The 21,531-nt window shown below is 63.1% G+C and carries 19 protein-coding genes; 6 read left to right on the top strand and 13 right to left on the bottom strand.

The features are described 5' to 3' along the window. Positions 1 to 208: 208 nt before the first annotated feature. The gene (locus tag IHE57_RS16100; RefSeq protein ID WP_209374659.1) at positions 209 to 1,051 is read left to right on the top strand and encodes a formate/nitrite transporter family protein; all 843 of its coding nucleotides are present in this window, start codon (positions 209 to 211) and stop codon (positions 1,049 to 1,051) included. On the opposite strand, the gene IHE57_RS16095 is transcribed toward IHE57_RS16100, so the two are convergent. The 4 genes from IHE57_RS16095 to IHE57_RS16080 all read right to left on the bottom strand — a co-directional run bounded on the left by IHE57_RS16095 (position 1,048) and on the right by IHE57_RS16080 (position 5,638). After that, positions 1,048 to 1,455 (bottom strand): YccF domain-containing protein, encoded by a 408-nt coding sequence (locus tag IHE57_RS16095; protein ID WP_209374657.1) that lies wholly within the window; start codon positions 1,453 to 1,455, stop codon positions 1,048 to 1,050. The two genes, IHE57_RS16100 and IHE57_RS16095, sit on opposite strands and share 4 nt — an antisense overlap. Before the next feature lie 290 nt (positions 1,456 to 1,745). Then, positions 1,746 to 3,032, bottom strand: a complete 1,287-nt coding sequence (gene tyrS / locus IHE57_RS16090) for a tyrosine--tRNA ligase (protein ID WP_209374655.1) — start codon at positions 3,030 to 3,032, stop codon at positions 1,746 to 1,748. Between the two features lie 175 nt (positions 3,033 to 3,207). Continuing rightward, the gene (locus IHE57_RS16085; protein WP_209374653.1) at positions 3,208 to 4,611 is read right to left on the bottom strand and encodes an MFS transporter; all 1,404 of its coding nucleotides are present in this window, start codon (positions 4,609 to 4,611) and stop codon (positions 3,208 to 3,210) included. A 7-nt stretch (positions 4,612 to 4,618) separates the two neighbouring features. Continuing rightward, entirely contained in the window at positions 4,619 to 5,638 is a 1,020-nt protein-coding gene (locus tag IHE57_RS16080; protein ID WP_253720406.1) for an MBL fold metallo-hydrolase, read from the bottom strand. Between the two features lie 121 nt (positions 5,639 to 5,759). Between IHE57_RS16080 and IHE57_RS16075 the strand changes: the two genes are divergently transcribed. Next, positions 5,760 to 6,695 carry a LysR family transcriptional regulator gene (locus IHE57_RS16075; RefSeq protein ID WP_209374649.1) on the top strand — a complete coding sequence of 312 codons (936 nt, stop codon included), beginning with the start codon at positions 5,760 to 5,762 and terminating at the stop codon, positions 6,693 to 6,695. A 291-nt stretch (positions 6,696 to 6,986) separates the two neighbouring features. Here IHE57_RS16075 and argH read toward each other — a convergent pair whose 3' ends face one another. The 7 genes from argH to argC all read right to left on the bottom strand — a co-directional run bounded on the left by argH (position 6,987) and on the right by argC (position 14,581). Beyond that, positions 6,987 to 8,408: an argininosuccinate lyase gene (gene argH / locus IHE57_RS16070; RefSeq protein WP_209374647.1), complete on the bottom strand. Its 1,422-nt coding sequence runs from the start codon at positions 8,406 to 8,408 to the stop codon at positions 6,987 to 6,989. 132 nt (positions 8,409 to 8,540) lie between these two features. After that, complete coding sequence (locus tag IHE57_RS16065; RefSeq protein WP_209374645.1) at positions 8,541 to 9,074, bottom strand: arginine repressor; 534 nt, start codon at positions 9,072 to 9,074, stop codon at positions 8,541 to 8,543. Further along, a complete protein-coding gene (gene argF / locus IHE57_RS16060) occupies positions 9,074 to 9,994 on the bottom strand; it encodes an ornithine carbamoyltransferase (RefSeq protein WP_209374643.1) in 921 nt (306 codons plus the stop codon). Before argF ends, IHE57_RS16065 begins: the two co-directional genes overlap by 1 nt. A gap of 28 nt (positions 9,995 to 10,022) precedes the next feature. Further along, positions 10,023 to 11,312 (bottom strand): acetylornithine transaminase, encoded by a 1,290-nt coding sequence (locus IHE57_RS16055; RefSeq protein ID WP_209374641.1) that lies wholly within the window; start codon positions 11,310 to 11,312, stop codon positions 10,023 to 10,025. Next, positions 11,305 to 12,288: an acetylglutamate kinase gene (argB, locus tag IHE57_RS16050; protein WP_253720404.1), complete on the bottom strand. Its 984-nt coding sequence runs from the start codon at positions 12,286 to 12,288 to the stop codon at positions 11,305 to 11,307. Before argB ends, IHE57_RS16055 begins: the two co-directional genes overlap by 8 nt. Continuing rightward, positions 12,285 to 13,463 (bottom strand): bifunctional glutamate N-acetyltransferase/amino-acid acetyltransferase ArgJ, encoded by a 1,179-nt coding sequence (argJ, locus tag IHE57_RS16045; protein WP_209374639.1) that lies wholly within the window; start codon positions 13,461 to 13,463, stop codon positions 12,285 to 12,287. The genes argB and argJ overlap by 4 nt, the downstream gene beginning before the upstream one ends. Beyond that, the gene (gene argC, locus IHE57_RS16040; RefSeq protein WP_209374637.1) at positions 13,460 to 14,581 is read right to left on the bottom strand and encodes an N-acetyl-gamma-glutamyl-phosphate reductase; all 1,122 of its coding nucleotides are present in this window, start codon (positions 14,579 to 14,581) and stop codon (positions 13,460 to 13,462) included. The genes argJ and argC overlap by 4 nt, the downstream gene beginning before the upstream one ends. Before the next feature lie 32 nt (positions 14,582 to 14,613). Here argC and IHE57_RS16035 point away from each other — a divergent pair, with 32 nt between their 5' ends. From IHE57_RS16035 to IHE57_RS16025, 3 genes are all read left to right on the top strand, one after another. Then, a complete protein-coding gene (locus tag IHE57_RS16035; protein ID WP_209374635.1) occupies positions 14,614 to 15,591 on the top strand; it encodes a quinone oxidoreductase family protein in 978 nt (325 codons plus the stop codon). Positions 15,592 to 15,769: 178 nt separating this feature from the next. After that, the gene (locus IHE57_RS16030) at positions 15,770 to 16,087 is read left to right on the top strand and encodes a nucleotide pyrophosphohydrolase (RefSeq protein ID WP_209374633.1); all 318 of its coding nucleotides are present in this window, start codon (positions 15,770 to 15,772) and stop codon (positions 16,085 to 16,087) included. 283 nt (positions 16,088 to 16,370) lie between these two features. Then, on the top strand, positions 16,371 to 17,792 hold the full coding sequence (locus tag IHE57_RS16025) for a DNA/RNA helicase domain-containing protein (RefSeq protein WP_366933995.1): 1,422 nt from the start codon (positions 16,371 to 16,373) through the stop codon (positions 17,790 to 17,792). Positions 17,793 to 18,029: 237 nt separating this feature from the next. Here the strand turns inward: IHE57_RS16025 and IHE57_RS16020 are convergent, their stop codons facing one another. After that, positions 18,030 to 18,527 (bottom strand): hypothetical protein, encoded by a 498-nt coding sequence (locus IHE57_RS16020; protein ID WP_209374631.1) that lies wholly within the window; start codon positions 18,525 to 18,527, stop codon positions 18,030 to 18,032. A 490-nt stretch (positions 18,528 to 19,017) separates the two neighbouring features. On the opposite strand from IHE57_RS16020, the gene IHE57_RS16820 reads away from it, so the two are divergent. Beyond that, positions 19,018 to 20,811: a zinc-ribbon domain-containing protein gene (locus IHE57_RS16820; RefSeq protein ID WP_366933996.1), complete on the top strand. Its 1,794-nt coding sequence runs from the start codon at positions 19,018 to 19,020 to the stop codon at positions 20,809 to 20,811. Here the strand turns inward: IHE57_RS16820 and IHE57_RS16010 are convergent. Then, positions 20,724 to 20,948 carry a hypothetical protein gene (locus IHE57_RS16010; RefSeq protein WP_209374663.1) on the bottom strand — a complete coding sequence of 75 codons (225 nt, stop codon included), beginning with the start codon at positions 20,946 to 20,948 and terminating at the stop codon, positions 20,724 to 20,726. The two genes, IHE57_RS16820 and IHE57_RS16010, sit on opposite strands and share 88 nt — an antisense overlap. Positions 20,949 to 21,531 lie beyond the last annotated feature (583 nt).

Genomic DNA, 21,531 nt, shown 5'->3' with positions numbered 1-21,531 from the left:
GGAAACCCTGTCCTGTGGACCTCGTTTCCGCGGGGCAACGAGATATAACTCTAGACCAGGCCAACACCCCCACGCAACTCGAAACCGGTTCGTCGGCTGTGACAACGGTCACCGCGCCTCCCGGAGGGCAGTTCCGCCCTCCGAATGCACGGAGAGGTCGCAGTCGAATCCCAGGAGTTCGACCGGACACGGCTCCTACACTGAGGCAATGACTCAGAAGGAGCAGCGCGAACGCCTCGGCAGGAACGACCTCGACCTCGAGGACGAGCTCATCAACGAAGCGACCGCCACAGTCACCGAAGGCGCCAAGCGCCTGAACCGGAAGTGGCCGGAGCTCATCGTCACCGGTTTCTTCGGCGGCGTCGATGTCGGACTCGGAATCCTCGCGATGATCCTCGTCAAACAGGCCACGGGTTCGGCGATCCTCGCCGGCATGGCCTTCGGCGTCGGACTGCTCGCGCTCAAGCTCGCGCATTCCGAGCTGTTCACCGAGGAATTCCTGCTGCCGCTCAATGCCGTCATCGCCGGGCAGGCGAACTGGCTTCAGGTCGTGCGGCTCTGGGTGGTCACGCTGGTGACCAACCTGCTGGGAGGTGCGGCCTTCGCCTGGCTCATCGTCGTCGGCCTGCCCGATTACCATTCGGTGCTCACGGACATGGCGGCAGGCTATGTCGATCAGTCCTCGCTGAGCGTCATGATCGCCCTGTCCCTGCTCGCCGGAGCCACGATCACCCTCGCCACGCGAATGCAGCAGGGCACGAAGAACGATGTCGTGTCGGCGATCGTGTGCATGATCACCGGTCTGCTCGTCATCGGATTCGGGATGCTGCACGGGGCGATCAACGCGATTGTCATCTTCGCCGCGATGTTCGCCGGAGCGGACATCTCGATCCTTCAGTTCCTGCAGTGGTTCGGCATCGTCATTGTGTTCAACATGCTCGGCGGACTGCTCATCATCTCTCTGCCGAGGGTGGTCCGCACCAGACGTGTGCTCTGGGGCGTGCGCAAAGGCAGGATCTCGCTCGAAGAGCTCGAGCAGCAGAGTTCTTAGGCGCGTGCTCCGCGGTATCCGGGCATGAGGGAGTCGCTGTTGACGATCTCCTTGCCCAGGGGCATGAGGGAGACGGGGATGAGTTTGATGTTCGCCCAGCCGAGCGGAATGCCGATGATCGACACGAACAGGGGAATCGATGTGACCACGTGCCCGATGGCCAGCCAGACTCCGGCGACGACGAGCCAGATGATGTTGCCCATGGTCGTCACAATGCCGGCAGGGCGTGTCTCGATGACCTCACGGCCGAATGGCCACAGAGCGTAGTTGCCGATCCGGAACGATGCGATACCCCAGGGGATGGTGACTATGAGGATGCAGCAGATGATGCCTGCGGCCCAGTATCCCAGGGCGAGCCAGAGCCCGCTGAAGATGAACCAGATGATGTTGAGCAGTGTTCGCATATTCTCCTCGTTTCGTCGGATCCGTCATTCCAGTCTGGTCCACGGTGGGCGTTGAACGCCATGGGGCCTGCCGCAATTATCGTGCCGGCCTCTCCCATAGTCTCGTGGTCACGAACTGGCGACTTTCACAATCAGATACCTTGTATGACGGCATAACAACGTCTTAGTTTGTACGCTGACGGATTCGGCAGTCATCCAACGCTCGGCTCGCACTCGACGCGATGTGCGGAGACGACGACACCGTGCCCTGCAGCGTTCGCAGGACACGGTGTCGTCGGTGGAGGTGGAGCTCAGCTGACGATGTCAACGGCGCCGAGGGTCTTCTTTCCCCGGCGCAGGAGGACCACTCCCCCTGCTTCGGTGGGGAGCACCTCGGCGGGGGTGAGGCTCTGGTCCTCGGCGGTGACCTTGACGTTGTTGACGTAGGCTCCGCCGTCCTTGATGGCGCGACGTGCCTCGCCCTTCGACTTGACGATGCCGGAGGTGACGAAGGCATCGACCACGGGCACCCCTGCGGAGAGCTGCCCGGTGCTCACTTCACCGCGCGGGAGCTCGGCGGTGGCGGCGCCCAAGGTGGAGGCGTCGAGGCCGGTGAGCTCTCCCCCGCCGAAGAGGGCGGAGGCGGCGGCGATGGCCTGCTCGTAGGCCTGGCGTCCGTGGACGAGGGTGGTGACATCCTCGGCGAGGGCCTTCTGCGCCACGCGGGTGTGCGGGGCAGCGGCGAACTCATCCGCGATGGCCTCGATCTCCTCGAGCGACCGCAGAGAGAACACCTTGAGGTACTTCACCACGTCGCGGTCGTCGGCGTTGAGCCAGAACTGGCTGAACGCGTAGGCGCTGGTCAGGCTCGAATCGAGCCATACGGTGCCGGATTCGGTCTTGCCGAACTTCGTGCCGTCGGCTTTCGTGATCAGCGGGGTGGCCAGGGCGTGGACCGAGGTCTGCTCGACGCGGCGGATGAGGTCGACTCCCGAGGTGAGGTTGCCCCACTGATCGGAGCCGCCGGTCTGCAGGGTGCAGCCGTAGCGGCGGTAGAGCTCGAGATAGTCGTTGCCCTGGAGCACCTGGTAGGAGAATTCGGTGAAGGACAGGCCGCTCTCGTTTTTCAGTCGCGCGGCGACGGACTCCTTCGCCAGCATCCGGTTGACCGGGAAATGCTTGCCCACGTCACGGAGGAAGTCGATGGCGGAGAACTGCGAGGTCCAGTCGAGGTTGTTGACGATCTGCGCGGCGTGGGGGCCTTCGAAGTCGAGGAACTTCTCGACCTGGGCGCGGATCTTCGCCACCCACTCCTCGACGACCTCGCGCGGGTTGAGCGTCCGCTCCCCCGACATCCGCGGGTCGCCGATGAGGCCGGTGGCGCCACCGACGAGAGCGAGCGGGTTGTGCCCGGCCTGCTGCAGGCGCGCGGCGGTGAGCAGCTGCACGAGGTTGCCCATGTGCAGGCTCGGCGCGGTCGGATCGAAACCGACATAATAGGTCAGCGACTCCGTCTCCAGAGCTTTCTGGAGGGCGGCCTCATCGGTTGACACCGAGACGAGCCCGCGGGCTTTGAGTTCACTGAAGATGTCGGTCACTTCGGTCCTTTCGAATCATTTGCCGGTGTCGGCTTCAAGCCGACCGTTTCAATTCTACGGTGTGCCGCGAAGTGCCGACGCCACGGCCCGAGATGGCGCCGACTGCGGTTCCCTGCCGTCGGGTTCTCCCGGCCGGCGGCTTACCGATGAAACGGGCCGGCCCGGGCACCGCGGTTCACTGCTTCACCGTGTTGTCGGGCTGCAGCGTCACATCCGATTCCTCGAGTTCCGACACGGGCCGAGAGGCGTCAGCGGGAGCGAGATCGGAGTCCTCGTCCGGATAGGGCCGGCCGAACGCGACGGCCACTGCCCCGGCAAGGGCGACCAGTGCCCAGCCTCCTCCGATGAGGTGCGGACCGCTGCCCGGAACGAGGATGAGCGCGGAGGCGATCATCGGCGACAGTCCTGCGCCCAGAGCGGCTGCGAGCTGATAGCCGACCGAGGCGCCGGTGTACCTGACAACGGGCGGGAAGAGCTCTGACACATAGGCCGCGATCGGTCCGAAGCACAGGCCTTGGACGATTCCGTTGCCGAGGATGATCGCCAGAGCGTACTGGTGGACCTCACCGCTGATGATGAGCAAGACGAGCGGGAGAGCGAGGACGGCGGCGACGACATGGGCACCGATCAACGAGCGCTTCCGCCCGATCCGATCACTGAGGCGGGCGACGACGAACGTCACGATCAGCGTGGTCAGGGCTCCGACGGCTTTCCAGTTGAGGACTTCGGACTTGTCTTCGCCTGCGGCCACAGCGACCGACACTCCCCACACGGTCGTCAGACCCTGGGTGACATAGATAGTGATTGTCGCGAACAGCGCGATGACGACCTGACGCTTGTATCGCTTGAACACGGTCAGCAGCGGCACCTTCCTCTCTTCGCTCTCCTGCTCGAGCTGTCTGAAGGCCGGGGTCTCGCTGACCTTGAGACGGATGACCAGACCGACGACGATGAGCACTGCCGACAGGAGGAACGGCAGGCGCCACCCCCAGGTTCCGAAGTTCTCGCCGGTCAGTGCGGCGGTGAGCGAGAGCACGAGCGTGGCCAGGATGGCGCCTGCGGGACCGCCCGCGTTCGCAAAGGCCGCGGCCAGCCCGCGTCTGGACTTCGGTGCGTGCTCGAGCGCCATCAGTGCCGCGCCGCCCCACTCGCCGCCGACTGCGATGCCCTGCACGATTCGCAAGGTGAAGAGGGAGGCGGGGGCGATCATGCCGATGGAGGCCGTCGGCGGCATGAGACCAATGATCACCGTCACGCTTCCCATCATCACCATGGAGACGATGAGCGCTTTCTTCCGGCCGACTCGATCTCCGAAGTGTCCGAAGACGACTCCGCCCAACGGTCGGGCCAGGTATCCCGCAGCCAGGGTGCTGAACGAAGCGAACAGCGACAGCCCGGGTCCGAGGCCTTCGAAGAAGAGGCTCGCGAAAACGATCGACGAGGCTGTCGCATACAGGATGAAGTCGTAGAACTCGATGGCCGAGCCGACGAAGCTCGAAGTGAGGATCCTTCGCATCTCGGGTGTTCTCAGGGAAGTCTGGAGACCGCCCCCGTCAACAACGCCTTTGTTGTCCTGCATGCTGTCCTCAGCTCCTTGTCATCGAGTAGGCGGGAGTCGAGATGTTGATGGTGTCGAGGTCTTCGGGGACCAGGAACTGCCCCGCGAAGAGCTCGCCGCCCTTTGCCCAGACGGCGTCGTCGGCCGAGCCCGGAACGAGGTGGTGCAGGGCCAGGCTTCCCGCGCCGGCCTCGGTCGCCACGCGGATGGCTCCTTCGACCGAGGTGTGGGATTTGTAGTGGTGGTCCCGCGATGCTCGTCCTTCGTCATCGGTGCGGTGCTCATACATGGAGTCGACCCACTCGAAGTCGATGGCTTCGTGGAGGAGGAGATCCGTGTTCTGTGCCAGTCGGACGAGATTCGAGGTTTCGCAGGTATCTCCCGAGATGGTCACCGAGCCGTATTCGCTGTCGAAGCGGAAGGCGAAGGCCGGGGCGACCGGAGGATGTTCGACGAGGGTGGCGGTGACGGTGACGAGATCGTCTTCGAAGATGACGAACGGAGCCATATCGGGCGTCGGCGAGGCGTTCGGGTAATAGCCGATGGAATCGGGGATTGCGATATCGCGGGGGTCGAAGAGCAGCTCGGGCGAGGGGCGCAGGGAGTCGAGGACGCGATCGTTGAGGTCGGTGGCGAACGCGGCGACGATGTTGTCGAACATGCCAGCGATGCCGGGAGTGGGATTGTTCGGCGCCACCGGGCGAGGCGTCACCTCAGCGCGGGAGGAGATCGGTGGGAGCGCGCCGCGGGGCCCCGGTCCCATCAGAGGGACGGGATCGCCGACCCGCTGCTGCAGCTCATGCATGCCGAAGACGACGAGCGAGGGAAGGTCGATGGTGTGGTCGGAGTGCAGGTGCGTGATGAAGACGCCGCCGAGGTTCTCGAGTTCGAGTCCCGCCTGTCGGATGCGCCGACCGACGCCGTGGCCGGCATCCACGAGGTAGAAGCGGTCCTCGACGACGATCGCCGTCGAGATCCCGGCACGGTCTTTGGCGTCTCCCTTCCACCATCGGGGGCCGCCGGCGGTGCCCAGGGTGACAACTTTCATGTGCGAATCGTTCATCGTTGAATGCGCCTTCATGTCGGTGCGGTCTTGACTTCCACCAGTGTGGCGATGAATCATCTAAAAGAAAAACAAAATTTACCCACGTTGAATATCGGTTTTCCTTATGAGTGATCTGACCCTGCGTCAGCTCGAGTACTTCCTGGCGGTCGTCGACCGCGGCTCGGTGAGCGAGGCGGCCCGAGTCTGCAATGTCTCGCAGGCGACTGTGTCTGCCGCGCTCAGCCAGCTTGAGAAGAGGCTCAATGTCACCCTCATCGCACGCGGCCCTGCCCGTCGGGCGCGCACGACCAGTGCGGGACGGCAGTTCGGCATGCACGCACGGGCGATACTGTCGAGTGTTTCGGACGCGGTGGAGTCCCTACACGACGACTCGTCGATGCTGCAGGGACCGTTGCGCATCGGCTGCATTCCGACCGCGGGTCCGAGGATGATTCCCGCCACCGCGTCGAGCTTCGTCAGTCGTCACCCGCACATCGATCTCGATTTCGTCGAGGCCCACCCAATGACGATTCAGCGCATGGTCCTCAACGGTGAGGTCGATGTCGCGGTCATGTATCGCAAGCAGGTGCAGATGGAGGGGCTGGTGCAGCATTCCCTCGCCGAGGTGCAGCTGCATGCCCTGGTCTCGGCCGACCATCGTCTGGCCAATCGGTCAGGTGTGGATGTCGGCGAGCTCGTCGATGATCCGGTGATCCTCCTCGATTCGCCGCCGACTGCCGACCTGCTCATCAATCAGATCCGCAGCCTCGGTTATGAGCCGTCGGTGCGCTGGCTGCTGCCGAACGCGGAGACGATCCGGTCTATGGTCGGCTGGGGTCTGGGATTCTCACTTGCCAACGCCGTGCCGCACCCGAACACATTGACGTTCGAGGGGATGCCGGTGCGCTACCTGCCAGTGACGAATCCCGAGTTCGCGAACACGATCGTCGGGGTGACGATGGCCGGCGCACGGATGTCGAAGAAGCTTTCGGCCACTCTCGACATCCTCAGGGCGACCGCAGCGGAGACAGACCCCAGCGGTTGGGCGGGCGACGTCTGAGCGGCGGGAGGGACGGCTGATCCGGCAGTCGCCGACCCGAATTCTGGATTTCGCTCGCCCCACCGTCCGCCTCTGCTGCCGAAAGCACGGAACCGATCGAGGAAATACCGCCTCCGCACGACGAACAGCGCCGCGAGAGGTGATCTCGACCGGCTCACGTTGCGCCGCGGTGGCGAAAGCGCTCGCTTGAGGGCTGGCTCGGTGTTCGATTGCTCCTCGCGTCGAAAACGGGGCTCAGCCTTGATCGAGGCGTTTCAGATTTTCAGCTGCGGTGAAACCAATCGGCTCTCATCACACGCTCCGGGCCGACCCCGCGAACTCGCGAAGACGGTCCACCTCTGCCTTGGCATTCGCGATCTGCTGGTCGACGGCCGAGCGAGCGGTGCCGCCCTTGGCGTTGCGGGAGTCGATCGAGCCCAGCGTCGTGAGCACCTCGCGTACCGCGGGCGTCAGGTGTTCGGAGATCCCCGCGAAGTCCTTGTCAGACAGGTCCCAGAGTTCGACGTCGCGGGATTCGGCCAGCTGCACGCAGGCACCCGAGAGTTCGTGGGCCACGCGGAAGGGCACGCCGGCCCGCACGAGCCATTCGGCGATGTCTGTGGCCAAAGCGAACCCGCGCGGAGCCAGATACGCCATCCGCTCGGTGTCGAACGTCAGCGTCGCGATCATGCCGGTGAATGCCGGCAGCAGGAGCTCGAGGGTGTCGGTGGCATCGAAGACCGGTTCCTTGTCCTCCTGCAGGTCACGGTTGTACGCCAGCGGCAGCGCCTTGAGCGTCGACAGCAGCCCGGTCAGGTCGCCGATTAGACGGCCGGACTTGCCGCGAGTGAGTTCGGCGATGTCCGGGTTCTTCTTCTGCGGCATGATCGACGAACCGGTCGAATAGGCATCGTGGAGGGTGACGAACGAGAATTCCTTCGTCGCCCAGGCGATGACCTCCTCGGACAGGCGGGAGAGGTTGATGCCGATCATCGTGGTGATGAACTGGTATTCGGCAAACACATCGCGGCTGGCGGTGCCGTCGATCGAATTCTCGACCGAGTCGTTGAACCCGAGGTCGGCGGCCACGGCCTGCGGGTCGAGTCCCAGAGACGACCCGGCCAGAGCACCCGAACCATAGGCAGAGACTCCGGCGCGGGTATCGAAGTCGACGAACCGGGCGACATCGCGCAGCAGCGGCCAGGCGTGGGCGAGCAGGTGGTGGGCCAGCAGCACCGGCTGTGCGTGCTGGAGGTGGGTGCGCCCGGGCATGGGCGCCTCGGGGTGGGCTTCGGCCTGGGCGATGAGCACCTCGACGGTGTCGAGGACGAGCCCGGCGACCTCGCGGGCGTGATCGCGCAGGTACATCCGACCCATGGTCGCGATCTGGTCGTTGCGGGAGCGTCCGGCACGCAGTTTGCCGCCGAGTTCGGGTCCGGCGATCTCAATGAGCCCGCGCTCGAGCGAGGAGTGCACGTCCTCATCGGATTCGGCTGCGACATATTCGCCGGTCTCGACGCGGCGCAGAAGCTCGTCCAGCGCATCGTGCATTCCGGCCAGCTCCTCATCGGTGAGCAGCTTTGCGGTGTGGAGGACCTTCGCATGCGCCTTCGACCCGGCGATGTCGTACTTCGCCAGCCGCCAATCGAAGTCCGTCGACTTGCTCAGTGCGGCCAGGGCATCGGCGGGACCGTCGGAGAATCGTCCGCCCCACAGGCTCAGTCGTTCGCTCACAGATCGTCCTTTCCCACCGACACCGAGGCGCCGGTCCGTTCGTTCGTCGTTGTCATTGTCTCAGGAAATACGTGGCCCAACTCGCGCCGAGGCGGTCATCCCTCCCCGAGGCGACCGCCCCTTGCCGACCGCTCAGCCCTCGGCCATGCCACCGGCGGCGAATTCGAGGAAGGTCTCGGCCAGGGCCGCTCCCCCGACGGCCGCCTCGGCGATGACGAGCACCGTGTCGTCTCCAGCGATGGTGCCGAAGACACCGAGGGTCGAGGATCGGTCGATCGCCGAGGCCAAGTACTGGGCGGCCCCGGGCGGAGTGCGCAGCACGACGGTGTTGTCCTGAGCGGCCGCGGAGACAAGGAGTTCCTCGAGCAGTCTCGGCAGCTTCGCGTCGAGGCTGTCACCGGTCGACTGCTGCAGGGACCGGTCGCCGCCCTCACCGGGGACGGCGTAGACGGATCCGGTCGTCGTGCGGATCTTCACGGCCCCCACCTCGGCGAGGTCGCGCGACAGCGTCGCCTGGGTGACGGTGATGCCCGAGGTCGCAAGCGCCTCGGCGAGTTCGATCTGGCTGCGCACGGATTGGCGGGTGATGAGATCGATGATCTTCTGCTGCCGGGCAGTCTTCGTCAGCGGCGCGGAATTCGCGGCGGCACTGTTCGTTTCGGCCATCATCGCTCCAACAGGTAGGTCATGAGGGCCTTCTGCGCGTGCAGACGGTTCTCGGCTTCGTCGAAGACCACCGAGGCGGGCCCGTCGATGACCTCGGCCGTGACTTCTTTGCCGCGGTAGGCAGGCAGGCAGTGGAGGAAGATCGGGTCGTTGCCTGAGTCCATGAGCTCCTGGCTGACCTGGAATGGCATGAACGGTGAGGCCTCGTCGTCGCGGCCGGCGGCGTCCTGGCCCATCGACACCCAGGTGTCGGTGACGAGAACATCGGCGCCCTCGGCGGCGGCGACCGGATCGTCGGTCACCGTCAGCGATCCGCCGGTCTGGACCGACAGAGCTTCGGCCTCGGCGATCACGGCGGGCACAGGCTGGTGGCCTGCGGGCGCGGCGATGCGCACGTGCATGCCGGCGTTGACTCCGCCGAGCGCATAGGAGTTCGCCATGTTGTTCGCTCCGTCGCCGAAGTACGTCATGGTCTGACCGGTGACGTCGCCGCGGTGTTCGCGGATGGTGAGCAGGTCGGCCAGGATCTGGCAGGGGTGGAAGTCATCGGACAGGGAGTTGATGACGGGCACACGCGAGTGCTCGGCCATCTCGACGAGCCCGGCCTGGGAGTAGGTGCGCCAGATGATCGTCGAGACCATCCGCGACATCACTTTCGCGGTGTCGGCGATGGATTCCTTGTGCCCGAGCTGCGCCTCACCGGGGTTGATGATCAGCGGCTGCCCGCCGAGCGCGGCGATGCCGGCGGCGAACGACACGCGTGTCCTCGTCGAGGTCTTGTCGAAGATGACGGCCGCGGTCTGCGGCCCGGCCAGCGGGGTCCGCGAATAGGGGGCGGCCTTGAGTTCGACGGCGAGGTCGAGGACCTCTGCCTGTTCGGCTGGGCTGAGGTCGGAGTCCTTGAGGAAATGGCGTGTCATGAGGTGTCCTTCGGAAGTCTGGGTGAGCTCAGCCGGTGATGAGGCCGGGCAGGGCGGCGATGAACGGGGCGAGTTCGTCGGTGGTGATCGTCAGCGGTGGGGCCAGGCGCAGACGTCCGGGGGCGACGGGGTTGATGATGAACCCCGCTTCGAGGGCGCGGGCGGCCACGGCTTTCGCATCCGGGACCGCGCTATCGCCGGCGTCGTGCCCGTCGGGGCCAGCAGTGAGCTCGAGACCGAGCAGCAGCCCCTTGCCGGTGATCTCCCCGATCCCCTCGACTTCGGCCAACTGGGATTTCAGCCAGTCGCTGACCTCGGACACGTGGGTCAGGAGGTTCTCGTTCTCGATGGTCTCGAGCACGGCGAGTCCGGCCGCACAGGATAAAGGGTTGCCGCCGAAGGTCGTGCCGTGCTGACCGGCGTCGAGCAGCTTGGTGTTCTCATCGCCGACGGTGATAGTGGCCCCGATCGGCATGCCGCCGCCGAGTCCCTTCGCCGAGGTGATGATGTCCGGTCTCACACCCTCACCGATCTCCGGATCCTGGTGGGCGAACCACGAACCGGTCCGCCCGATGCCCGACTGCACCTCGTCGAGGACCATGAGGGCTCCGAACTTCGTGGTGAGTTCGCGGACGGCGGTGAGGTAGCCGGCCGGATGTGTGCGCACACCGACCTCGCCCTGGACGGGTTCGATGAACACGGCTGCAGTGTTCTCGTTGATGGCCGCCTCGAGCGCCTGAGTGTCGCCATAGGGGACGTGGACGACTCCGGGGACGCCGGGGGCGAAGGGTTCGCGGTAGGCGGCCTTCGCGGTCAGTGCCAGCGAGCCCATGGTCCGGCCGTGGAAGGCCCCGTCGATGGCGATGATGAACGGGCGGCCTCCTCCCCCGGCGCGGCGGGCCATCTTGAAGGCCGCCTCGTTGGCCTCGGTGCCGGAGTTCGAGAAGAACACGGCCGATCCGGCAGGCAGGTCGAGGATCTCGTGCAGCTTCTCGGCCAGTCCGATCTGGGCCGGTGAGGTGAAGAAGTTCGAGATGTGGCCGAGCGTGCTCGCCTGTTCGGCGATCGCGGTCGTCCAGGCCGGGTGGGCGTGGCCGAGCGCGTTGACCGCGATGCCGGCGAGCAGGTCGAGGTACTTCTTGCCTGATGCGTCCCACACATAGGAGCCCTGACCGCGGACGAGGTCGAGCTGGGGTGAGCCGAAGACCGGGGACAGGACGCGGGAGAAGTCATCGCGCCAGGTCTGCGCCTGATCGCCGACGGCCTGATCGTTCGCGGCCTGGCCGGCCGGCTGGGTCTGTGCGTGTGTGTCAGTCATGGACGTCCTCCGTGGTTGCCTTGTGCCCGTCGCCCAGCGGTGCGGGCTCGACGACGGTGTCCTCGACCATGGTGCCGATGCCCTCGGAGGTGAAGACCTCGAGCAGCAGCGAATGCGCCATCCGGCCGTCGATGATGTGGGCCTGCTGCACCCCGTGCTCGATCGCCTCAAGCGCGGCGGTCATCTTCGGGATCATCCCCGAATCGAGTGAGGGTAGGAGTTCTCGCAGCTTCTCCGGGCCGATACGGGAGATGAGCGAGGACGTGTCCGGCCAGTTCGCGTAGAGGCCGGGGACATCGGTGAGCATGATCAGTTTGTCCGCCTTCAATGCTTTCGCCACCGCCGAGGCGGCCAGGTCCGCGTTGATGTTCAGCGGTTTCCCCGCCTGCCCGCCCAGTTCCGAGGCGATCGAGCAGATGACGGGCACGCGTCCGTCGTCGAGGAGTTCGGTGAGCACGGTGGTGTTGACCGTTGCGATCTCGCCCACTCGGCCGAGGTCGATGAGTTCTCCGTCCACCTCGGCGCTGGTCTTGTGCGCCAGCAGCAGGTCCGCGTCCTCACCGGACAGGCCGATCGCAGCGTTGCCGTTCTGGTTGATGCGGGAGACGATGTCGCGGTTGACCTGGCCGGACAGGACCATGCGAATGACCTCGGCGGCCTCTTCGGTGGTCACGCGCTGTCCGGCTTTGAACTCGGATTCGATGCCCAGGCGGCCCAGCATCGCCGAGATCTGGGGTCCGCCGCCGTGGACGACGACGGGGCGGATGCCGGCGAAGCGGAGGAAGGCGATGTCATCGGCGAAGGACTGCTGCAGCTCCGGGGAGACCATGGCGTTGCCGCCGTATTTGATGACGATGGTGGCGCCGGAGAAGGTCTTGATCCACGGCAGTGCTTCGGTGAGCGCCTCGGCCTTGACTTGCGCGGCGGCGAGCCGGGCGGCCGTGGATTTCGTGGACATATCGTGGGGGTTGCTCATGAGGAGTAGGCGCTGTTCTCTTCGACGTAGTCATGCGTGAGGTCCGAGGTCCAGACGGTGGCAACGTGGTCGCCTGCGTGGAGGTCGATGACGACGTCGACGCTGCGTTCGAAGGTCACGCGTTCCGGGTCCTCATAGGGTCCCGAGGCCTTGCACACCTGGACGCCGTTGATCGTGACGTCGATGGCGGTGGGGTCGAATTCCGCCGAGGTGGTGCCGACCTGAGCGACGACGCGACCCCAGTTCGGGTCCTCGCCGAAGATCGCGGCCTTGAACAGGGCCGAGCGCGACACCGAGCGGGAGACCTCGACAGCGTCGGCCTCGGACGCGGCACCTCGCGTGGTGATGGCGATGTCGTGGTGGGCGCCTTCGGCGTCGACGTGGAGTTGGTGCATGAGGTCGAGGCAGACATCTTTGAGCAGGCTGGTGAATTCTTCCGCGTCGACATCGGCGTCGTGGGCGCCGGAGGACATGAGGATGACGGTGTCGTTCGTCGACATGCACCCGTCAGTGTCGAGGCGGTCGAAGGACTGGTTCGTCGAGGCACGCAATGCCTGGTCGAGCACACTCTGGTTGACCTTGGCGTCGGTGGTGATGATGACGAGCATGGTCGCCAAACCGGGGGCGAGCATGCCCGCGCCCTTGGCCATGCCGCCGATAGTAAATCCGGTGGACCCTGTGCGGCTGGCGGTCTTTGCGACGGTGTCGGTGGTCATGATGGCTTCCGCGGCGTCCTGTCCGGCCTCGACCGTGGAGTCGGCTGCGGCGACGAGCGGCGGGAGGTGGCTGAGGATCGCGTCGCGGAAGCCCTGTCCGCCGACGCCGATGAGTCCGGTGGAGCAGACGAGGATGTCCTCGGGCTTCGTGTCGGTGCCGGCGGCGGTGAGGGCGTCGGCGGTGGTCTGGGCGGTCAGGGTCGTCGTCTCATAGCCGAAGTTGCCGGTGTAGCAGTTCGCTCCTCCGGAGTTGAGGACGACGGCGCGGGCGTGCCCGTTGGCCGAGGCCTTTTGGGACCACAGGACGGGGTTGGCCTTGCACCGGTTCGAGGTATAGACGGCGGCGACGGCGTCGGACGGTCCGGTGTTGATGACGAGTGAGAGGTCTTTGGTGCCCGAGGGTTTGAGTCCGGCGGTGAGGCCGGCGGCGGTGAAGCCGAGTGGGGCGGTGACGCTCATGGGGCGACTCCTTCATGGGGAAGTGCGGTGGTCTCGTCGAGGCCGAGTGCCAGGTGGATGGATTGGATGGCTTGTCCGGCGGTGCCGCGGACGAGGTTGTCCAAGGCCACGACGACGAGGATCTTCTCGGCTCGTTCGTCGACGGTGAACTGGATGTGGGCCATGTTCGACCCCGTCGTCGCCGAGGTGCGCGGCCATAGGCCTTCGGGCAGGACGCGGACGAAGGGTTCGTCGGCGTAGGCCTGGACGAACGCCTGGCTCAGCTGGGCCTTGAGTCCGGCGGCGTCGAGGAGTCCTTCGGCGGTGCGTGGCGCGGCCTCGCCGAGATCGGCGGTGATGGTCGCGAGGATCCCTCTGGCCATGGGCACGAGAGTCGGCGTGAAGGAGATCCGCGCCGGCCCGTCGGCGGCGTCGGCGCCGAGGGCTCCGTTGAGGTTCTGTTCGATCTCGGGCACATGCCGGTGAGTGCCACCCGTGCCGTAGGGCGAGGCGTCACCGAGGACTTCGGCGGCTGTCAGATGCGGCTTGAGGGCCTTGCCCGCTCCGGAGACTCCGTTGGCGAGCACCGCATTGAGCCCGGCCGGTGCGGCGAGACCCGCCTGGATGAGGGGCGCAAGTCCGAGGGTCACGGCGGTGACATTGCACCCGGGCACGGCGATGCGCTTCGTGTCGGCCAGTGCTTCGCGCTGCTTCGTGCCGTCGGCGGTCAGCAGTTCGGGCAGTCCGTAGGTCCAGGTGCCCTGGTGGTCGGAGCCGTAGAACTTCTCCCACGCGGTGGCGCTGATGAGGCGGTGGTCGGCGGCGAGGTCGACGATCAGGGTGCCCGGGCTCGTGGATTCGAGTTCGGCGGCGATCTGTCCGGACTGACCGTGTGGGAGCGCGAGGACGACGACGTCGTGGCCGGCGAGCACCTCGGCGGTGGACTCTTGGACCACGAGGTCAGAGAATCGGGCAAGATGGGGTTGATGTCGGCCGAGCTTCTCGCCAGCAGTGGAATGTCCGCACACCGTGGTGACGTTCAAGTGAGGGTGAGTGCTCAGCAGCCGGAGGACCTCTCCCCCGGCGTATCCGGTGGCACCGGAAACGGCAACCGTAAGATCGTTCATATGTATAACCATACCAGGCAATTAATTTATATGCAGGAGGCGTGATGACCCAGGCAGTGCGTGCGATGCAGGCCGGTGGACCCGAGGTGCTCGAATTCGGTGAGGTTCCGACCCCGAAGCCGGGTGCCGGTGAGGTGCTCGTCGACGTCGAGGCCGCGGGCGTGAACTTCATCGACACGTATCGTCGTTCGGGCGTGTACCCGATGGAGTACCCGCACATCGTCGGGTCGGAGGGCACGGGTCGGATCGCCGAGGTGGGCGAAGGCATTGAGAGCTGGCAGGTCGGCGACCGTGTTGCCTGGCACGAGGCACCTGGGTCGTATGCAACTCAAGTGGTCGTCAACACGGACAATCTGCTGCGGGTGCCGGAGGGTGTGAGCTCCAAGGTGGCCGCCGCAATGCCGCTGCAGGGGCTGACCGCGCAGTACCTGGCCACAAGTTCGCATGAGATCAAGCCGGGTCAGACGGCACTTGTGCACGCCGGCGCCGGCGGAGTCGGCCTGCTGCTGACCCAGATCGTCAAGCATTTGGGCGGCAATGTCATCTCGACGGTGAGCACCGAGGAGAAGGCAGAACTGGCGCGCAAGGCGGGCGCCGATGAGGTCTTCCTCTATGGCGAGGGCGTCGACATCACGGCGAAGGTCAAGGAGCTCACCGACGGGGAGGGTGTCGACGTCGCCTATGACGGAGTCGGCAAGGACACGTTCGATGCGTCGTTGGCGTCGATCAAACCGCTCGGCTCGATGGTGCTCTTCGGTGGAGCCTCGGGTCAGGTGCCGCCGTTCGACATTCAGCGCCTGAACTCCTCGGGCGGAATCTTCCTCTCCCGCCCGTCGCTGGCATGGTTCGTCCGCAGCTCGGAGGAGCTCGCGAAGCGCTCGGCAATGCTCTTCAACGGCATCGAACACGGCTGGCTCAACTTCCGCGTCGGCGCGACGTTTGCACTGGCGGATGCTGCGGATGCTCACCGGGCGCTTGAGGGGCGAAAGACGACAGGCAAGGTTGTGCTTACAACGGCGTAACCTAGCGACAGCAGATTGGGCCCGGACTTCCTACCCAAAATTCAGGAACTCCGGGCCTAAATTGTCAGGATACTGACGTCAGACGGTGTGTTCTCATCTCTCCATTCATTCAGAACTTGAGTCGTTGCGTAGTTCATCGTTGTGCCCCATCTCGTTGCGTCGCTGATACCTTGAGGTTATGTACGAAGATCCAGTTCGCGACGCCCTCCGACAGTTCATGGCAGAACGCGATTGGCAGCAGTTCCACACCCCGGAAAATCTTGCAAAGAGCGTCTCCATCGAAGCAGCAGAACTGCTCGAGTGTTTCCAATGGGGAGATGCTGACCTCGATTCTGCGAAGGACGAGTTGGCAGGTGTGCTGACCTATTGCGTGCTGCTCGCGGACAAGCTCGAGCTTGATCCCGACACAATCGTCATGGACAAGCTTGAGAAGACTCGCGAGAAGTATCCCGAGGACAAGGTGCGTGGGCGGAGCGTGAAATATGACCAGCTTTAGAATCGAGCGCTTCCCATTCAGGTCGGAACAGGTCAAAGCATGGGGCGCAGTCGACCCACGACATCGAAACTGGCCCGTCGTCTACGTGATGAATAATCGCAAAGAGGTATACATCGGCGAGTCTCTCAATGTCGAGGGACGGATGAGACAGCACCTTGAATCTGACTCAAAGCAACGGCTCCAGTCGGTCCGAGTAGTTCTCGATGACACGTTCAACAAGTCGGCGTGCTTGGACCTCGAGTCATTCCTCATTCGGATGTTCCACGGCGACGCGAGTCGACAGGTGCTCAATCTCAATGCTGGCATCACCGACGCCGAGTACTACGATCGCGACAAGTACAACAAAACGTTCCATCAGATCTTCGAGGAGCTGCGGACTCAAGAGAACCTATTCAAACGCACGATCCCGCAGATTATCAACAGCGATCTGTTCAAGCTCTCCCCGTTCAAGGCGCTTAACCACGATCAGGCCATCGCTGTCGACGACATTCTCGAGGGCTTCTTTGACGACCTGAGAAGCGGCGTTGATAACACCGTCGTAGTCGAGGGCAGTCCAGGAACGGGCAAGACGGTAGTCGCGATCTATCTGCTCAAGCTGCTGGAAGACATCAGGCGTCACGATTCAGAAGAGCCGCTCGACATCGATTCCATCTTCAGTGACTACTTCACACCTGAACATGCCGAGCTGCTCAATTCTCTCAAGTTCGCAATCGTGGTCCCTCAGCAATCACTGCGGGACTCAATCGGCAAAGTATTCAAACTGACTCCTGGGCTGAGCAAGGGCATGGTACTGACACCGTTCCAGGTAGGCGAAAGCACTGAACAATTCGACCTTCTCGTTGTCGATGAAGCTCACCGACTCAATCAGAGGGCAAATCAGGCGTCTGGACCCCTCAACAAGAAGTTCATCGATATCAACGAAAGGCTTTTCGGTTGGGACGACCCGAAGAAGACCCAGCTGGATTGGATTCAGAAGCAAAGTCACCATTCGATCCTTATGCTCGATGTCGGTCAAACCGTTCGACCAGCTGATCTGCCAGCGACCACGACTCGGGAGCTCGCCTCACGAGCCAGAGCGGCAGGCCGGCTCTATCCTCTTCAAACCCAGATGCGGGTCTCGGCCGACAAAGATTACGTCGGATACATTCGCCAGGTACTCAGCGACAATCCACCTGCATCACGTGAAGACTTCGGAGACTATGATCTACGAATGTTCACTGATCTTGGTGAGATGAGGCAGGAACTACAGAAGCGCGAAGAAGAACACGGGTTGTCTCGCCTAGTTGCTGGCTATGCATGGCCGTGGAAGAGCAAGAACGATAAGTCGGCATACGACATCGAGCTTGATAGTCAGAAGATGCGCTGGAACACGATCACCACAGATTGGATCAACTCGCCAAAATCAGTCGAAGAGGTCGGATCGATTCACACCGTTCAGGGCTACGACCTCAACTACGTCGGGGTCATCATTGGCAACGACCTCCGCTACGACCCGGTCGCACGCAAGCTCATCTTTGACCGCGCCAACTACCACGACAGGAAGGGAAGCGAAAACAACCCGAAGCTCGGGATCACATACTCCGACGAGGGTCTGCTGGAGTACGTGAAGAACATCTATTGTGTGCTCCTCACGCGAGGTATTCGCGGCACGTACCTGTATGTCTGCGACACCGCCCTGCGCCAAAGAATTCGACGGCTCTTCTGAGGCAGCAGCGGAACCAACTATTAGTTCGCGCTACAACCAGCCCCGTTACATTCATTGTCAAGCAGTAGACGGGATCTTCGCTTCATCGAAGACCCCTTGCTTGACCATCGCGAACGACACGTCTAGCTGGAGACGTCACCTCCGCGTTGCGACGTTGGTCCTCAGCTCGCTTCCGGTCCTAAAGGGCACTCGAGGGGATTGTTTCCTGTATCTAAAACATGCACGAACGCCTATGCGTCACGGGTACTCGAACTCGTAGTCCCATGAGTACCCTTCGTCGTCTGAGATCTCGAGCAGCTCGTTGCCGATGTCGGCGATCTCCTCGTACTGGGCATCTGTCTCATCACCGACGATGAGGTCGACATTCAGAACGGATAGCTTGTAGTTGAGGTCGTGGATCTGCTGGTATCCATCGCATACGGGATAGGAGTCTGGCTCCGCGGCATCCGCGAGGTCTTCGCCGGAGTCGAGCATGTCCGAGATGAGGTCCTGATGGTCGGACGCGCCACGTGAAGCCACCACGAGCTCCCAGTCGAGACTGAGGGAGGACCCAACGTCTCCAACGGTAAAGCACGGCTCGCCGACAGTATCGTCCTCGGCTGCGCTCTCCTCGGTGGTGGTATCTGCGACCTCTTCCACCGCGCCTTCCGCATGGTCAGCGGATTCCTCGGGCGCCCCGCATCCAGCGAGGGCGAACACCGTCGCGACTGCGGCGATCGACAGCTTCCTGATCATTCCATCGGGCCTTCTACTACAAAAGTGACTTGACTCTGAAATGTTAGCCTGAGCCAGCGACGAAACCCGCCAGTTTAGATATCAACTAGGTTACGATTCAGGTTTGCCTTCCCACTCGGCTTCGGCCAGCGACAGCCAGACGACGTTGAACTTGAACCGAGGATCCGCGATCTGAATTTAGATCGCCCCGTCTCTATCGTCACGACGGAGAGCACGGCTGACGATCCATTATTCGCCACCCTCAGCCCAGACGGTCCTCACCCGGACAGGGATAGGTCTCCACTCCGACCTATCTCTTGCCGGCAGCCGATTAAAGTTCTCCTGATACTCGGGCCTCCGGCCAGTGAACTGCTCGAGCATGCGCTCTATTCTCGTATCACGCTGTTGCGACTGGATAACAAACTGTCCGACCAGGAACAACACATGACGTCAAGCGATGAAATTCGGATAGTTTGGTAGTTCATTTTCTATCCCGTCCTTGTCCGATCCGATGAGTGGAGTCGCATTGAAGCCTCGAGAATGTAGCGAGCCAAGTTGTACCGAATTGGCATCCTGGGGCGCATCGAAGAATCCGGCGTGGTGCCAAGAACACGCCATCGCCAAGTTCCGAGAAAAGGGGCTCGAACCCCTCGAACGGATAGAGAAGCGAACGACGTTCACGCTGGTCAAATGCCTGGAATGCGGATGCGAAACCCACTGCAAACTCGAGTACGTGCTCAATCGACCAGAGCCAGACGAGCCAGTATGTCGCGCTTGCTACTGGAAGAAGTGGGCGGCTGAGACGTCGAGCTATTTCAGCCGGACATCGGTCGATGTGGCTCAAGTCAAAGAGTTGGCCGAAGCCAACAATTATGAGTACCTTGGCCCGCTAACTGCCCCGTCCTTGAACAACGATCCTCACCACGTCAAATGCAATCACTGCGATCGTCTGTCCGCAGAACGCCCCGGCGATATTGGATGGGGGTGTGCGTGCCAACGCAGATCACGCCGTTCCACTCCCCCGGCGAGCAAGTCGGCACCTAAGGAGTTGCTCGCGGATTGCACGAATGGCGTCCTTGACTGGTGGGATCACTCACGTAACGATCCGACATCGCTCAAGACCGCTACCATCACGGCCACGCGAGAAGCCTATTGGCTGTGCCCGGAGTGCGGTCACAGTTTCACGGCAAAGGTGCGGCACATGACCGGCATTTTCCGGGAGTGTCCGGTATGTGCTGAACGCAGGCGAGCCGAGATCAGCGAAGAGCTTGACCGCTATCGGAACATGACTGTGTCACAGGTGCCAGAACTTCTGGCTGCATGGGCTGACGACGCCGACCCCTCTGAAGCTGTCGTCCTCAGTCCAACGCCGTTGCGCCGATTCAGATGCCCCGCAGGGCACCATCCGCGATTAGTCCCTCACACGTTCCTCACGGGCGGGTGCCCTCACTGCCGAGCGAGTGAAACGATCGCGAAGACTGAAGAGTTCTACGACGGAGAAACGAATCCATATCGACTCGACCCAGAGATGGCATCGCAGTGGCATCCCACCGCGAACAGCAAATGGGAGCTGCGAAAAGTTTCCCCGAACTCGCGTCGCACATTCACCTGGATCTGCAACGAATGCGAGTACACGTGGGAAGACACGCCGAAAGGACGATCGTACGCATCGGCGCTGCGATGCCCGCAGTGCCGGTCCATCTTCGACTCACTCGCATATCACCATCCCGATCTCGCGGCCGAGTGGGCCGACAGCAATCCAAAGACTGCATGGCAGGTACGCCCCTCATCTGCTCCGTTCACTCCGACATGGATATGTTCGACGGATCCGAGCCACGTCTTCGAGATGAGTCTTTCCGCAAGGACCAAGGGTGGCGCGTGCCCGGAGTGCAACGAGGCCGGCAAATCCAGGATCGAGCTCGAGCACTTCCGTGCAGCCGAAGCCATCTTTGGCAAGGCGAAGTCCGGGCGGAAGTTCAAGTCGGGACGCGGTGCTTCGCAACGAACCTGGAGGCTTGATATTTCTGTCGAGCTGCCTGACTCTTCACAGCTTCTCATCGAGTACGACGGCGCGTACTGGCATCAAGGCAAGGCCGAGCTGGACGCAATTAAGACCCATGCCCTCCTCCAGGAAGGACACCGAGTCGTCCGACTTCGAGAGCATCCACTGGATCCATTACCAATAGACGAAATAGATCGCTACCTCGAGCTCAAAGTTCATTCGACGGCGCCTGACCCTGACGGCTGCATGAAGAAGATCCAATCCTGGGTCGACGGCGTTGCACAAACTTTTTCATGGGAATAATGCAGCGGCTGAAACGGGCGCATCTTGGAGAAGTCGGGCACGGTGACCGGCTCCTCCAAGACGGCGTTTAAGGTCTTGAGGCCGGCACCGCTGCCGACATTGAGACCCTTCTCAACCTGGAACTGGCGGATGACCATCTTTGCGTTAGGGCCGAACAGCCTGGGAGGCAGTCCTCAGACCGATCATCCCTGCCATTCCGGCCTAGATAGCCTTGAAGAAACTCGTAACTGCCCCGTTACATTCATTGTCAAGTAGCAGCCGGGGCCTTCGCCTCGTAGAAGACCCCCGACCTTGACCATCGCAAAGAGCACGTCGAGCTAAACACATCATTGCTACCAGCGTGCGGGGCTAACGGGGCAGATTCTGTCTTATCGCACATAATCGCCCCGGAGAGGGAGTGCAAGGGTTGGGAGCGACCGCAAGCCGGCTTCGGCGCGACGGGGGCAAGGTGAACGCACGCGGCGGGGTCTCAAGGGGGTGCCAAACCCCATTCAGGTGACGTGTCATCTGCAAGAGCGGCTTCCGCGTTAAGGGCGTGTCCTCTGCTCCCCCAGGGGTTCTTGGGGCTCTCGGTGGTCATTCAAAGTGAGCTGGACTTGCCGAGGTGGTGCCCTCAGGGTTCCAGGGGTGCCAGGAATCCAACGGGACTGCTGAAGGTTTGGTTGACTCCTGGGTTTATGCCGCCAGGGCGACGGCCTTTTGGTGAACAAGCTCGTATTC

The organism is Brevibacterium renqingii (assembly GCF_017808105.1).
In the GTDB taxonomy this organism is placed as follows: domain Bacteria; phylum Actinomycetota; class Actinomycetes; order Actinomycetales; family Brevibacteriaceae; genus Brevibacterium; species Brevibacterium renqingii.
The sequence above is the reverse complement of the archived record's forward strand: the minus strand, read 5'-3'. Positions and strand labels throughout refer to the sequence as shown.

Bases quoted from the DNA above. Each gene is read 5' to 3' on its own strand.
- IHE57_RS16095 (WP_209374657.1), bottom strand. From the start codon at position 1,455: ATGCGAACACTGCTCAACATCATCTGGTTCATCTTCAGCGGGCTCTGG.
- IHE57_RS16085 (WP_209374653.1), bottom strand. From the start codon at position 4,611: ATGCAGGACAACAAAGGCGTTGTTGACGGGGGCGGTCTCCAGACTTCC.
- argB (WP_253720404.1), bottom strand. From the start codon at position 12,288: ATGAGCAACCCCCACGATATGTCCACGAAATCCACGGCCGCCCGGCTC.
- argC (WP_209374637.1), bottom strand. From the start codon at position 14,581: ATGGTTATACATATGAACGATCTTACGGTTGCCGTTTCCGGTGCCACC.
- IHE57_RS16030 (WP_209374633.1), top strand. From the start codon at position 15,770: ATGTACGAAGATCCAGTTCGCGACGCCCTCCGACAGTTCATGGCAGAA.
- argJ (WP_209374639.1), bottom strand. From the start codon at position 13,463: ATGAGCGTCACCGCCCCACTCGGCTTCACCGCCGCCGGCCTCACCGCC.
- IHE57_RS16065 (WP_209374645.1), bottom strand. From the start codon at position 9,074: ATGGCCGAAACGAACAGTGCCGCCGCGAATTCCGCGCCGCTGACGAAG.
- IHE57_RS16820 (WP_366933996.1), top strand. From the start codon at position 19,018: ATGAGTGGAGTCGCATTGAAGCCTCGAGAATGTAGCGAGCCAAGTTGT.
- IHE57_RS16080 (WP_253720406.1), bottom strand. From the start codon at position 5,638: ATGAAAGTTGTCACCCTGGGCACCGCCGGCGGCCCCCGATGGTGGAAG.
- argF (WP_209374643.1), bottom strand. From the start codon at position 9,994: ATGACACGCCATTTCCTCAAGGACTCCGACCTCAGCCCAGCCGAACAG.
- IHE57_RS16055 (WP_209374641.1), bottom strand. From the start codon at position 11,312: ATGACTGACACACACGCACAGACCCAGCCGGCCGGCCAGGCCGCGAAC.
- IHE57_RS16020 (WP_209374631.1), bottom strand. From the start codon at position 18,527: ATGATCAGGAAGCTGTCGATCGCCGCAGTCGCGACGGTGTTCGCCCTC.
- IHE57_RS16100 (WP_209374659.1), top strand. From the start codon at position 209: ATGACTCAGAAGGAGCAGCGCGAACGCCTCGGCAGGAACGACCTCGAC.
- IHE57_RS16035 (WP_209374635.1), top strand. From the start codon at position 14,614: ATGACCCAGGCAGTGCGTGCGATGCAGGCCGGTGGACCCGAGGTGCTC.
- IHE57_RS16075 (WP_209374649.1), top strand. From the start codon at position 5,760: ATGAGTGATCTGACCCTGCGTCAGCTCGAGTACTTCCTGGCGGTCGTC.
- IHE57_RS16010 (WP_209374663.1), bottom strand. From the start codon at position 20,948: ATGGTCATCCGCCAGTTCCAGGTTGAGAAGGGTCTCAATGTCGGCAGC.